The organism is Methylosinus sp. shoA (assembly GCF_059718125.1).
This window is the reverse complement of record NZ_AP046091.1, coordinates 453,826-468,118: the sequence shown is the minus strand read 5'-3', so window position 1 is coordinate 468,118 and position 14,293 is coordinate 453,826. Positions and strand designations below refer to the sequence as shown.

At 69.2% G+C, this 14,293-nt stretch carries 4 protein-coding genes; 1 reads left to right on the top strand and 3 read right to left on the bottom strand.

The genetic code is table 11. From position 1 onward, the window contains the following. Window positions 1-9: 9 nt before the first annotated feature. From AC6IW9_RS02215 to AC6IW9_RS02205, 3 genes are read right to left on the bottom strand one after another with little or no spacing between them, the layout of a single operon-like run. Complete coding sequence (locus tag AC6IW9_RS02215; protein ID WP_497768607.1) at window positions 10-3,276, bottom strand: non-ribosomal peptide synthetase; 3,267 nt, start codon at window positions 3,274-3,276, stop codon at window positions 10-12. Window positions 3,277-3,300: 24 nt separating this feature from the next. Further along, window positions 3,301-6,288 (bottom strand): type I polyketide synthase, encoded by a 2,988-nt coding sequence (locus AC6IW9_RS02210; protein ID WP_497768604.1) that lies wholly within the window; start codon window positions 6,286-6,288, stop codon window positions 3,301-3,303. Continuing rightward, on the bottom strand, window positions 6,285-10,322 hold the full coding sequence (locus tag AC6IW9_RS02205) for an SDR family NAD(P)-dependent oxidoreductase (RefSeq protein ID WP_497768601.1): 4,038 nt from the start codon (window positions 10,320-10,322) through the stop codon (window positions 6,285-6,287). The genes AC6IW9_RS02210 and AC6IW9_RS02205 overlap by 4 nt, the downstream gene beginning before the upstream one ends. A gap of 303 nt (window positions 10,323-10,625) precedes the next feature. Here AC6IW9_RS02205 and AC6IW9_RS02200 point away from each other — a divergent pair, with 303 nt between their 5' ends. After that, window positions 10,626-14,219 (top strand): ABC transporter ATP-binding protein, encoded by a 3,594-nt coding sequence (locus tag AC6IW9_RS02200; RefSeq protein ID WP_497768598.1) that lies wholly within the window; start codon window positions 10,626-10,628, stop codon window positions 14,217-14,219. The last annotated feature ends 74 nt before the right edge of the window (window positions 14,220-14,293 follow it).

Here is a 14,293-nt window from a genome sequence, read left to right as displayed (position 1 = left end):
CGTTTCCTCTCAGGCGGCGTTCTCGATCTCGTTCCCTTCGGCGATCAGCCGGATCACGGCGGCCGAGAAGGAGCGGACAGTGGCGTTGGTGAAGACGAGGGCGAGCGGCGGCCTCACGCCGATATCCGCCTCGAGCCGGAGCAAGATCTGCGTGGCGTTGAGCGAGTCCCCGCCGAGCTCGAAGAAATTGTCGCCGGCGCGCGTGACGGGCCGGCCGAGCGTCTCCGACCAGATCGTCGCCACATGCCGCTCGAGGGGCGTCTCAGGCGGCTCGTCGTCGCCGGCTCTCGCTTCGAGCGGCGCCGCGGCGAGCGCCGCTCGATCCACCTTGCCATTGGCGCTGAGCGGATAGCTCTCGATGGGCTGAAACACGCGCGGCACCAGCGAGGGCGGCACGCGACGCGCCGTCCACTCGCGCAGGGCCTCGCCGTCGATCTCGACCGCCGCACGGTAGAAGGCGACCAGAAGCGGCGTCCCCGTCGCCGAATGTGTCACCACCACGGCGTCCCGCACCGCCGGATGCGCGGCGATCGCCTGTTCGATCTCCAGCGGATCGGCGCGATGGCCGCCGAAATTCAGCTGGAAGTCGACGCGGCCCAGGAACTCGATCGTTCCGTCCGGCCGGTAGCAGCCGCGGTCGCCCGTGCGGTAGAGACGCTCGCCGCTGCGCGGATGAATGACGAAGCGGGCCGCCGTCGCATCGTCGTCATCGACATAGCCGATCGCGACGCCGACGCCGCCGCAATACATCTCCCCGGGCACGAAATCGGGGCAGTCCCGCAGCGCTTCGTCGAAGATGTGGTAGGACGTGTTGGCGATCGGGCGTCCATAGAGAATGCTCGGGCAATCGGCCGGGCGCGGCTCGGTCGCCTCGTGCATGATGTTCCAGATCGTCGTCTCGGTCGGGCCGCCGACGCTGGTGATTCGGACATCCGGCCGGAGCGCCCGGAGGCGGCCGGGCAGATCCACGGGAATCCAATCGCCGCCGAGCATGACCTGCCGCAGGCTCTTCGGCAGGCCCTCGCCCCGGCTTTCGGCGGCGGCCGCGAGCAATTCCATGAAGCGCGGCACGCTGTTCCAGATCGTGACGCCGGCGTCGGCGACGAGGTCCAGCCAATGATCGGGATCGATCTCGCGTCGCGCGTCGGGGATCACGACGGCGCCGCCGGTCGACAGTGTTCCGAGCAGGTCGAAGAGCGAAAGATCGTGATGCAGGCCGGTGACGGCGATGACGCGATCCTGCGGCGCGAGAGCGAAGCGCTCGGCGCTGAATTGGAGGGAGTTGGCGAGACCGCGATGAGTGAGAGCGACGCCCTTGGGCGCGCCGGTGCTGCCCGAGGTGAAGATCACGCAGGCCGCATCGTCGAGGCCGGGCGGCGAAAAGACAGGGCCTTCGGCTTCGCCGTCGAGGACCGCGCCGCCGATCGCGAGCACGCGTTCGTGCAGATGCGATCGCGCCGGATCGTCGGTCACGAGCAGATCGGGACGCGCCACGGCGAGGATGCGCGCGATGCGCTCGTCCGGGTTCGAGGGATCGATGGGCAGATAGGCGCAGCCGAGCAGATGCGCCGCGAGGACGCCGACCGGCTGCCGCCAGCCCTTGCGGAGCAACAGGGCGACGACGCCCCGTCGGCGCGCGCCGGCGCGCTCCATCTCCTCTGCGATGCGGCGCGCGCGGCCGAGCAGCGCGTGATAGCTCAACGTCTCGCCCTTCGCCTCGATGACGGCGGGCGCCCGCGGCGCGCGGGTCTCGCGCTCGAGAATCTCCTCGATGGGCGCATGCTCGACGATCGGGCGCGCCGTCGCATTGGCGCGCTCGCGGGCCCGAATCTGCGCTTGCGGCAGAGAGATCGGCTCCGCCTGCGTCCAGACGGCGGGATCGCGCGAGAGGCCCTTCACGAGCCCCGAGAATGCGCCGAAGGCGCTTTCGACGACGCCGTCCGGGAACATCGCGTCGATCACGTCCCAGTTGAAGACGAAGCGGCCGGCGTTCTCGAAATATTGGCAGTCGATCCACACCTGCGGCGTCCGGCTCACGGCGTCGACGATCTCGCCGAACGGCGCGAGCGCATCCGTCAGCCGGCCGGATTCGCCCGGGCGGCTCTCCGGCATGGTGGTGAACACGATCGGCATGGCGCCGGCCTCTATGCCGCCGTGCAGGCGCGCATATTCGCGAAGCTGGCGGATGCCGGACACGGTCTGATGCTCGAGGTCCGCCCAGAGGCGCTGCTGAATGGCGCGCGCCCTGTCGAGGAAGGTCGCGCCCTGGTCGAGGTCGATCGCCAGCAGGTTGAAGGAGGCGAACTCGCCGACCACGCGGTCGATGTCCGGGTGCCAGTCCAGCCGGTTGAAGCGCGGCACGTTGATGGTGAATCGCCGCGCGCCGGACCACCGCCCGAGCGCCTCGGCGTAGGCGGCGAGCATCGTCACCGGCAGCGAAAGACCGTTGCGGGCCGCGGCGCTCCGCAGAGCCTCCGTCTCGGACGCGTCGAGGCTGTCGTCATGGCGCACGAAGAGCGGCGCGCCGCCGGGCGCGCGGCGGGTCGGCAGGGGCGGCGGAGGCGGCAGGTCCGCGAGCCGGCCGCGCCACCATTCGAGCGAGCGGCGCCAGTCCTCGCCCTGCTCATAGGCCCGAAGCGCCAGCACATAATCGCGGAAGGAGAGCGTGATCGCGGGCAGCTCGGCGGAGGGACGCAGATACAGGGCCGCGAGCTCCTCGAAGATGATCTGCAGGCTGCGGCCGTCGGTGCACCAGATGTCGAATTTCATGTGCAGTCGCCCGGCCCTCTCGGCGCCGAGACGGGAGAACACGAAGGTCGACTGCGGCCAGCGTGCGATGTCGGCGACCTCGCTCTGCAGCCGGGCGCGCGACGCCTGCACGCGCGTCTCCTGCTCCTCCGTCGCGAGGCCGGAGAGATCCTCGACCTCGACCCTCTGGAACGGCGCGGTTTCGAGGACGCGCTGTCGTCCATCTTCCGTGACCACCGCCCGCAACATGTCGTGGCGGGCGACGAGCGCGTTCCATGCCTGCTCGAAACGATTCCGATCGAAGTCTACCGTCTGGAACTCGAGGTAGAACTGGATCGCTCCCGCGCTGTCGAGCCGGGAGTCGCGGCCGACCCAATAGGCGTGCTGCATGTCCGCGAGCGGGAACGGCTCGAAGCGCGCCGAAGGATCGGGCGTGATCGCCACCTGCTTCGGGACGGTTCGTCGCCGGCTCTCCGCCAGGCGACGCGCGATGGATTCACGGCTCGATGATTGCGATATCTGCGTCATGGAATGCATTCCCGAATAAAAAGGTCAGGCGGCGGGCGCGGCGTTTTCGACGAGGCGCTCGACGAGCTGGGCGAGGCTTCTCACCGTCCGCGCCTCGAGGAAGCTCGACAGCGGCGGACGCACGCCCAGCCCGAGCTCGAGATCGCTGAGGATGCTGAGCGCCACGAGCGAGTTGCCGCCGAGAGCGAAGAAATCGTCGTCGAGCCCCACCTCGCCCCCGATGCGGTCTCTCCAGATCGCCGCAAGTTCTTCGAGCAGAGGATCGGTTTCCTCCTCCGGCGACGGCGTAGAGAGGGGAGGAGGAACGTTCGTCTCCGCGGCCAGGGCGCCGTCGCGGATCCGCGCAATCGCCTCGGGGGGATCGATCCAGAACCTCGTCTCGGCGAAGGGATAGAGCGGCAGAGCCGCGCGACGACGGGGAGGGGGCGGCTCATTGCCGGAAAAACCCGCCACGAAGAGCTGCGCGCGCGCGGCGGCGAAGGACGCCGGACCTCCGAGGTCGGAGCCGAACGAGCCGATCCAGGCGGCGTCGCGGCCGGCGGAGTCGAGAGTGGCCCGGGCCGCGAAGGCGTAGAGCGTGTGCGCCGATATTTCGAGGAACGCCGTGGCTCCTTCGCCGACGGCCGCCAGCACGGCGTCGCTGAATCGCACCTGCGCCAGCATCTGACGGCGCCAGTAATCGGACGTTCCCATCGACCCGTCGTCGAGCGCGCCGGAGACCGTGGAGACGAGGGGCGTTTTCGCCGTTCGGAAGGTCGTTCTTCGCGCCGTCTCGGCGAAAGCGTGCGCGGCCTGCGCCATGGCGGGCGAATGGAAGGCGAAGGGCGCGCCGAGGCGCCTCGCCGTGACGCCCGCCTCGGCGCAGGCCCGGCGCAGACGCTCGATCGCCTCGACGTCGCCGGACGCCACGCATTGCCGCACGCCATTGACGCCGGAGAGCGCGAGCGAGCCATCCTCGCGCATACGGTCGATCAGCGCGGCCGCCTCCGCCTCGGAAAGCGCGAGAGCGAGCATGGCGCCCGCCGGAGCGTTCCGCAGCATGGCCTCTCCCCGCGCCCAGGCCAGGGAGACCGCGTCGGAGAGGTCGACGACTCCCGCGGTTTCCGCAGCGGCCAGCTCGCCGAGGCTGTGGCCGATGACGAGATCCGGGCGGTGGCCCCGGCTCCGCCAGGCGCGGGCGGCGGCGCACCCTTGCAGAACGATCGCGCTCTGGGCCGCCGGCGGCTCGGCGGACGCGAGATCCGCGCCCTCGAGCAGCGCGCGCACGGGCGGCGCATTGCGGCCGAGCGCGGCGAGACCCGCCTCGACGGCCGCGCGAAACTCCGGCGATCGATCGGCCATCTCGCGCGCCGACCGCAGGCTCTCCGGCCCGTGCCCGCCGAACACGAAGGCGAGCCGCGGCGTCGGCGGGACCGGCTTGCGCGGCGGCGCGGCGGCGGCGAGCGCGGCCCGCAGCTCCGCGGCTTCCGCGCCGGAAACGGCGAGCCGCCATGGCATTTGCGCCCGACCGCGCCAGGAGGTCGCGCAGAGATCCTGTATCTCTTCGTCGTTCGCGCCGGCCAGCCGGCCCAAATAGCGGTCGCGCAATTTCTCGAGCGCGTCGCGGGATCGCGCGGAGAGAACCAAGACATGCGGCCCGTCATCGACGCCGCCGGTGGTCTTCGGCGATGCGGCCGAGGGGGCTTGCTCCAGAACGACATGGCTGTTGGTTCCGCCGAAGCCGAGCGAGCTCACGGCGGCGCGCCGCGGCGCATCCTGCTGCGGCCACGGCTCCGGCGCCGTGGCGACGCGGAACCGATCCGCGCGCGCGTTGATGTGCGGATTGAACGTCCGGAAGGTCGGATGCGGAAGAATACGGCCGCGATCGACACACATGGCGGCCTTGATCAGCCCCGCCATACCGGAGGCTTCGGCCGTGTGTCCGATGCTCGCCTTGATCGCGCCGATGACGATCGGGGTCTTGCGCCGCGCCGATCCGTAGATTCGGTCGAAGGCCGCGAACTCGATCGGATCGCCGAGATGGGTGCCGGTCCCATGCGCCTCGATGAAATCGACGTCGCTCGGATCTAGCCCGCTCATCGCCAGCGCCTCGGCGACGGCCTCGGCCTGGCCGTCGACGCTCGGCGCGCTGTAGCTCACCTTGCGCTGCCCGTCATTGTTGAGCGCGAAGCCGCGGATGACCGCGACGATGCGGTCGCCGTCCTCGAGCGCGTCCTCGAGCCGCTTCAGCAGCACGCCTGCGACGCCGTCGGCGAAGATCGTTCCATTCGCGTCGGCGTCGAAGGGGCGGCACACCCCATCGGTGGAAACGATGCTGTCGGGCTCGGCGACATATCCGCGACCCTGCGGCACGGTGACCGCGCCGGCGATGGCGAGCGCCGCGTCGCAGCTATGGTCGTCGAGGCAGCGGCAGGCGACGACGACATTGGCGAGACCGCTCGAGCACGCCGTCTGCACATTCATCGCAGGGCCCGTCAAGCCGAGCTTGTAGGCGATCCAGGTCGCGACATAATCCTGCCCGTTCATGGTGACGCAGAGCGTCTCCATGTTGACGCCGCCGCGCGCGAGCTCCAGGGGCAGGTTCTTCAGCAGATAGCTGCTGATCTTCATGCTGGCGAAGACGCCCGTGCGCTCTCCCGCGCGCGCAGGATCGATCCCGGCGTCCTCGAAGACGTGCCAGGCGGTCTCGAGCATGGCCCTGAGCTGAGGATCCATGAAGGAGGCTTCGCGCGGCGTGTAGCCGAAGAATTGCGCGTCGAACCGCCGGACATCCCGCATATAGCCGCCGACGGGCACGAAGCCCGGAGCGGCCATCTCCGTCTCGTCTCGCCCGTTCCGGATCAGCGCGTCACGGTCGAGACGCTCGAGCGTCGAGCCGCCGGCTTCGAGCAGGTCCCAGAGCGCGTCGAGGGACTCCGCTCCGGGAAAGCGGCCGGCCATGCCGACGATCGCGATCGCCGGCGCCGCGTCGTCGACATCGACGCGATCGAAGGGAGCAACTTCGTCTCTCATGCGGGTTCTCCTTGCGCTGACGCTCTCGACACGACCGGGCCGCGCGCGCCGCGCCGGGCGCGACGGCGAAGGCGCGCCGCCGCGAGCTGCGCGGGCACTGCGGCTTCGTCGTCCGCGTCCTTCGCGAGGACGCTCGCGGCGAGCGCGCGCGGCGTCGGATGGATGAACAGATCGATCAGAGCGCAATCGACGCCGGCGTCGTCGCGCAGCCGGGCATGGACGCGAGCGGCGAGGATGGAGCTCCCGCCCGCGTCGAAGAAATTGCTGTCGGCGGCGACGCCGGGATTGCCTAGCACCTCGCGCCAGATCGCCAGAATGCGGCGCAGCGGCTTCGAGTCCTCGATCCTGTCCGAGGACTGCGTCGGCAGCGGCTCCATCTCCAAGGGCGCGCCGATCTCGTCGGCGAGCGCCCGTGCGGCCGCCTCGTTCCCACCCGAGGGGCGCCGGATCACGATCGTCTCGGCCGGTCCGGCCGGCGGGGCTGCGAAGCCGGCCACCGCCGGCGCCCATAAATCCACGCCCGCGACCGTGACGACCGGAGCATCCGCCGGGCCGGCCAGAAGCGTCGCGAGCGCCTGGAGGGGCGTCGCGGGAAGAAGGCCGCGCCGCTCGAGATAGGCGAGGAGCGCCGCCGGAGCGTCTTCGAGGCGCCACGGAGCCCAGGCGGCCGCCTGCTGATGCACGGAGGGAAATTCGCGCGCGAGCGTTTCCGCTTGTTCGAGCGCGCAGGCTTCGCCGACGGCGTGCGCCAGATGATCCTTCGTTCCGATCAAGCCGAAGACCGAAGCCAGGGTCAGCATCGAGCCGCCGCCGCGCGCCGCGAGCGCGCGGGCAAGAGCCCGCGTCCCGTCGACGCGGGGCCGGAGCGCGGCGGCGAGATCCGCCTCGGCGCAGCGCGCGAGAGGCGAGGGGCCGGTTTCCGCGGCGAGATGGATCACCGATCGCGGCGGCTCGCCGAAGCGGCGCCGGATTTCGGAGAAGGCGGCATCCACCGACTCCGCATCGGCGGGATCGAGGCGCACATAGTGGAGGCGGTCGCTCTGCTCGGCGTTCAGCGCTCCGAAACCTTCGCGCGCCTCCTCTGGCGTGGCGCGGCCCGCGACGGCGATACGCCGGCCGCCGGCGATCGCGAGGCGGCGCACGATGGCGCGGCCCACGCGTCCGAGCCCGCCGGCGATCAGGCACACCCCATCGGAACGGAGCGCTTCGGCGCCGCGGCCGATCGTCGGATCGCCGCTGGTCATCTCGAACGGTTCGAGACGGAGGCCGAACCATGCGCCGTCCCGCTCCGCGAGCCGCATCGCCGCCGTCGGCGCTGCGATCCATGCGAGCGCGGCGTCCGCGGCGCCGGCCGCCGAGAGATCGACGTGCGACACGCCGATCCTGTCGGTTTCGGATTCGAGGCTGCAGACGAATCCCGAGAGGGCCGCGCCGAGAGCGCCGTCGAATGATCGGGACCCGCCGGGCGCATCGCCGAAGGCGCCGCGCGTGAGAAGAAGGTAATGCGCGACTTCGCCCTGGCGCATGCTCGCGAGAAGGCGCGCTGTCTCGAGACAAGGACCGAGCGCTCGCGCGAGCGCCTCCGCCGCATCGAGATCGCGGCCGGCGCCGAGTCGGCAATCGACGATCTCGACTTGGACGCCGAACGCTGTTTCGGTCGTAAGAATGCGCGCGAGAGCGGCTGCGTCCGGCGCGGATTCGACGATGGCGCCGGAGTCGGCGCAGGCTCTCGCGAGGCGCGCCGCATCGGCCCCTTCGCCGACGACGATGACGGCGCGCCCCTCCAGTCCATGAACCGGCGGGCTCGCCAGCGGCGCCCATCGCAGGCGCGATCTCCATTGAGGCGTCATCCTCTCGCCGCCGCAGAGCTCGTCCGCCTCGCGAACGGCCGTCTCGAACGCCCCGATCTCGAAGCGACGGCGCAGCACGCTCCGCTGCAGCTTTCCGATTCCGGATTTCGGAATATCTGCGGCTTCGACCGCCAGCACGAAGCGCGGCCGCACGCCGCAGAATCCGGCGACGGCGCCGGAGATGCGCTCGATCAGCGCTCGCCGGCCTTCGCTCGAGGCCGTCCCGCCGGCGCTCGGCGTGAAGAAGACGACGAGTTCGTCGCGATCGAGAACCCGGTTGCGCGTCGAGACGGCCGCCGCATGGCCCGGCTCCACGCCCTCGATCCCCTCGACCTGGGCTTCGATCTCGACATGCGGGATGTTTTGTCCATTGACGACGAGAAACTCTTTCTCCCTGCCGCGGACGAAGGTCGCCCCGTCGCGCATCTCGGCCAGATCGCCGGTGGCCATCCAGCCGTCGGCGCGGGGCGCGTCTCCGAGATATCCGGGAAAGACCGAACGCCCTTTCGCCTTCAGCAGGCCGACCATTCCTTCGGGAATCACGGCGCCGTCGGCGTCGACCACGCGCAGCGCATTGCCCGGCATCGGCCGTCCGTTGTCGAGCACGCCCCGATAGGTCGCGTGGCTGCCATCGCCGTCCCATGGCGGCGACAAGGTCATGAAGGATGTCGTCTCCGACATTCCCCAAGACGTGCGAAGACTGTCGGATCTCGCGCCATGGCGGATGAGCAGCGGCGCCAATCGCAGGAAGGTCTCGCGGCGGACGCTTTCTCCGCCGGAAATCAATGTGCGCAAGGCGTCGAGCGCATGACGCCGCTCGCCCTCGAGCGCGCCGGCGAGCAAGCGCCAGAGAAAGTCGGGCGCCCAGCTGCGCGTCACGCGCTCCTCCGCCAGCAGAGCGGGAAGAAGCTCCGGCTCCGCGAGAATCGGCTCGAGCTGCGCGACGACCAGGCGAGCGCCGGCGTGAATGGCCGCGCCGCAGAAGCCGACGAGCGAGGCGACATGATCGAGCGACATGATGTTGAGAAGCGTGTCGGCGCTCGACAGGCCGAGCTCGCTACAAAGATTCTCCGGAGTCGAAAGAATGTTCTCGACCGTCAGCGGAACGCATTTCGGGTCGCCCGTGCTTCCGGAGGTGAGGGTGAGGAGAGCGATCTCCTCCGGCTTCCACACATGAGCGTCGAATGTTTCGTCGCAGACCTCGTGAGCGGTCCGAGCGAACAGGAGGGGCTGCGGCAGCCCGTTCTCGCGCAACAGGGCGATAGCGCTCTCGTGCGACTCGAGATCCGCCAGCATCACAGGCGCGCCGATTTCGCCGCCCACAAAGGCGACGGCGTGGCGCGCCATGTCCGTCACGCGGCGCGCCAGCGGGTCTTGCATCGTCCACAATCTGGGCGTCCGCAAGGGCGCCGCGACGAGACCGGCGCCGAGACAGGCCCAGAATGCCGTCAACATCGCCCGCGGCTCGGAGAGGCAGATCAGCACGGGCGTCCCGGCGCGCATCCCTGTCGCGCGCAACGCCGATCCGAGCCGGCGGGCGTCGTCCACGAGCTCGGCGTAGAAGATCTCGCCGCGTCTCGCCGGGCCGTCTCGAAAGGCGACGCCCTTCCCTGCGGCGGAGGCGTTCCGAAGGATTTCCAGAAAATCGACGCTCTCGGGGCGCGTAGGGACCGGCGGCCCGGCGCATTCCGATGATTTTCCGCCCCGCGCGTCCGCCCTCGGCAGATCGGCGAGGCTCAACGCCTCGTACGACTCGCGGACGAGCGGATCGCATCCGGCCAGGTCGAAGACATGGGATCGCCGCATCGGACTGGCGCGCCGCCGCAAGCCTGCGGTCGCGCGAGGACCGACCGCAGCGGCGATCTGTTTCGCGACGGCGAGCGAGACTTCGGGCGCCGCGCGAAGCGCTTCGTGGTCGAGCGATCCATCTCCGAGGCGCGGTAGGCGGGAGAAGAGGACGACAGGCTTCGCGGACGAGAGGCCGAGCGCTTCTTCGATACGCGCGCTCCACGACGCGCTGTCCTCCGTCGTCCTCGAGACGAGATAAATCACCCCTTGCGCGACGGCGGCCTCGGCGACGCCCGGAAGGCGCGAGATTGCGGCCTCCAAGCCGCTGTCGCTCTCGCGACCGAACTCGATTGCCGATCCGGTTTCGCCCCGGCGTCTGGCGGCTTTCGTGAGCATATGAAATACTCGCGTCGAAAGAGTAAATACTTACTACGGGTTAGCAACGTCGAGTCGATCGGCGTCGCCTGACTGAATAATTTTTGATGTGCATATCGTAGGCATGGCAATAACAGTTCGGCAACATTGAAATCTGATTTTAGACTCGTTTCAAATTAGATGAGAACTGGAATATTTCTGAACTATTTCCTGAACTATTGACTGAGACGCGCAGGGAACGGAGTTTTGCGTCGATCGTTCGCCGGCGCCAACGCCGCGAGTCCGACGGTCGATAGTCGTTGAGAATTTGCAAGAGCCGATATCATGCTGTCTGTCTTTCGCCCTATCGCCCCTTACATTCGCAGGCGCGCGAAGCCGCTCGCGGCCTCCGCCGCGATGTCGGCGCTCGCCTCCGGCTTCGCGCTCATTCCGTTCTTCGTCGCCTATCGCCTGATCGCGCTGGCCTTCGCCGATGACGTCGCCGGCCTGCGCGACGAATCGCCCCGGCTCTTGGCCGCGGCCGCCGCGGGCATCGTCGTGAGGAGCCTGCTGACCGCCGGCGCGGCCTATGCCGCGCACGCCGCGGCCTTCGCTCTGCTCGCGGATCTGCGGCGAGCCGCGGCGGAGAAACTCGCGAAGCTTCCACTCGGATTTCTCGATCGGCAGCAATCGGGACGGTTGAAGACCATATTGCGGGACGACGTCGACCGCCTGGAGGACGCTTTCGCTCACGCGGTTCCGGACATCGCCGCCGGCGTCGCGGCGCCCGTGCTGACCGCGGCGGCGCTCTTTGTGGCGGACTGGCGCATGACCCTGGCTCTGATCGCCACGGCGCCTGTTCTCGTCGCCCTCTATGTCTGGACGATGCGCGCCAAGCGCAGCCTCATATCCGCCTATGGACAGGCGCTCGCCCGATTCAACGCGCAGGCCGTCGAGGTCGCGCGAGGCGTCAAGGTGCTGAAGGCCTATGGCGGCGCGCCTCGCGCCCTCGACGAGCTTCTCGCGACCGTCGACGATCTCGCCGCCATCAACGAAGCCGCCGAGCGCGTGAGCCTCGCTCCATGGTCGGCGTTTCTCGTCTGCCTGCGGGCGACTTTGCTCGTCGTCGTTCCGGTCGGCGGCTGGCTCGCCCTCTCCGGCTCGCTCGATGCGGCGACCTTCCTCTTGTTCGTGCTGCTGTCGCTGGTGTTCAATCAGCCGCTGCTGAATCTCGCCTATACGGCGACTGGCTTCGTCTGGAAGGTTCATCTCGCGGGCCGCAATTTCGCATGGCTGATGGAGACGCCGGAGATTCCGGAGCCGGCGGCGCCGCGCCGTCCCGCCGACGACGACCTTCGCTTCGATGACGTCGCGGTTCGGCACGACGACAAGACCATTCTTTCGAACGTGACCTTCTCGGTTCCGGCCGGATCGATGACCGCGCTCGTCGGCGCGTCCGGCGCCGGCAAGACGAGCCTCGCTCTCTTGGTCGCGCGCTTCGCCGAGCCGGCGGCGGGCCATGTCCGGATCGGCGGCGTCGATGTATCGGAGATGTCGGAGAGCGACCTGCTCGCGCGCGTCGCCATGGTGTTTCAGGATACGTTTCTGTTCGACGACACGATCTACGAGAACATCCGTCTCGGCCGGCCGGACGCGAGCGCCGAAGAAATCATCGAAGCCGCGCGCCGCGCGCAGGTCACGGAGTTCTCCGACGCCTTTCCGGAGGGTCTCGACACGCCTGTCGGGCATAATGGCGGGCGTCTCTCTGGGGGACAGCGGCAACGTGTGGCGATCGCCCGCGCGCTGCTGAAGGATGCGCCGATCATCCTGCTCGACGAAGCGACGGCGTCACTCGATCCCGAGACGGAGGCGCAAGTCTTGATCGCGCTCGCCGAGCTGGTCGCGGGCCGGACGACGCTCGTCATCGCGCATCGGCTGGCCTCGGTTCGCGCGGCCGATCAGGTCGCCTTCCTGCATGACGGCGCGCTCAGGGCCTGCGGCCCGCATGAGGATCTGATCGCGCGAGACGCGGTCTATGCGGCCTTCTGGTCCGAGAAGCCGGCAGGCGCGCCATCCGCAATTCCGGCGGCGCCGGAACGAAAGGGCGTACGTAATCCGCCGACGCCCGTCTCCATTGCGGAAGAACGGGCGGCGCCCGAGCCCCTCGTGACCGGATCGGCCTGGCGCACGCTGCTCTCTCTGCTGGGGCCCGCCCGCATTCCGCTGACGCGCCATGCGGCGCCACTGCTCGCGCTCGAGACGATCTTTTCCTCGGCGCCGGTCTTCATCGCCCTTTCCGTCGTGATCGCCGTCCAGTCCGACGCCATCGATGCATCCGTCGCATTTCGAGCGACGGTCTTTCTCGTCGCGGCCTATGTGATCTCCGGCGCGCTGACCTATGCCGCGCAGTCGATCTTGTTCCGCTCGCAGCGGCTCGCGGCCTCCTCGCTCCAGCGGCGGGTCATCCGCCACATGATGAGCTTGCCGCTCGGCTTCTTTCAAGGCGCCGGCGGCAATGCGGTCAGCGGCCTCTTTTCCACCCATCTCGGCCAGCTCGATCTCGTGACGCCGCCGACGCTGCTCATCCGCGCGGCGGCGATGCCCGCGGTCTCCGCGCTGTTCCTGCTCTGGCTGGACTGGCGTCTCGGCCTCGCCGCGCTCGCCGGCGTCCCGGTCTTCGCCGCCGTCCTCTTCTGGAACGGTCGCAGCCATGTCGAGGCGTCGCGCCGTCTCCTCGCCTGCCGCGAACGCGCCAATGCGCTGACGTTGGAATATCTCCTCGGCCTGCCCGTTGCGCGCAGCTTCCAGCTCATCGGCGATCGGCTGCCGCGATTCTCGCGCGCTATCCGAGACGAAGCGCAGGCGGCTCTCGCGGCGACTCGGCCGATCGCGATCATCGCCGCGATCGGCCCGGCGGCGCTCGAGCTCGGCTTCGTCGCCATTCTCGCGCTCGGCGGCGCGTTCTTCGTGGAGGGAAGCCTCTCCGCCGCCGCATTTGCGATCTTCGTGACGCTCGGCCTCGTCTTCTACAGGCCGATGTTCGATTTGATCGAGCTCGTCGCCTATGGCCGTTCGCTCGCCGGCCATGTCGAGGCGATCGCCGCCGTTCTCGCCGTCTCTCCGCTTCCCTCGCTCCGCGCCGCGGCTGCGGCGCCGAGCGGAAGCGCGGTTCGTTTCCGCGACGTGTCCTTCGCCTATGGCGAGCGGCATGGCGGCTTGCGCGATGTCGACATCGAGGCTCCCGAAGGGAAGGTCACCGCCATCGTCGGACCCTCGGGCGCCGGGAAGAGCACGGCCCTCTCGCTGCTCGCGCGCTTCTGGGACGTGGAGCGCGGATCGATCGAGATCGGCGGCGTGGATATTCGCAATCTCCCGCTGGCGGATCTGTATTCGCGCCTGTCCATCGTCTTCCAGGACCCCTTCCTGTTCCGGGACACGGCGCGCGCCAATATCGCGCTCGGACGCCCGGGCGCTCCCGACGACGAGATCGCGCAGGCCGCCGTCGCGGCGCAGATCCATGAGACGATCGTCGCTTTGCCGAATGGCTACGACACCGTGCTCGGCGAGAATGGCGCGCCTCTCTCCGGCGGCGAGCGCCAGCGCCTCGCCCTCGCCCGCGCCCTGCTGAAAGATTCCGAGATCGTGCTGCTCGACGAAGCCGTCGCCGCGGTCGATCCCGACGCGAAGGAGGACATCCGCGCCGCCCTGGCGCGGCTCTGCGCAGGCAAGACCGTTCTCGTCGTCAGCCATGATCTCGCCTCCGCGGAGCACGCCGACCATATCGTGGTGCTCGAAGGCGGACGAGTCGTGACCGAGGGGCGCCATGCGGATCTGCTCGCGCGCGGCGGACTCTACGCGCGCTTGTGGACCATTCAGGCGAATGCGCGATCGATCGCCATTCGATCATCGGAAGCTATCACGGCGTCGGCCGCGCAATAATCGAAAGCGGGAAACAAAGAGTGGATACGCCTCCGTCTTTCTCGCCGCAGCGACGCCGCCGGCGCCGGATCGAT

What these genes read in the sequence shown, in the direction of transcription:
- AC6IW9_RS02200 (WP_497768598.1), top strand. Translation starts at nt 10,626, where the DNA reads ATGCTGTCTGTCTTTCGCCCTATCGCCCCTTACATTCGCAGGCGCGCG.
- AC6IW9_RS02210 (WP_497768604.1), bottom strand. Translation starts at nt 6,288, where the DNA reads ATGAGAGACGAAGTTGCTCCCTTCGATCGCGTCGATGTCGACGACGCG.
- AC6IW9_RS02205 (WP_497768601.1), bottom strand. Translation starts at nt 10,322, where the DNA reads ATGCTCACGAAAGCCGCCAGACGCCGGGGCGAAACCGGATCGGCAATC.
- AC6IW9_RS02215 (WP_497768607.1), bottom strand. Translation starts at nt 3,276, where the DNA reads ATGACGCAGATATCGCAATCATCGAGCCGTGAATCCATCGCGCGTCGC.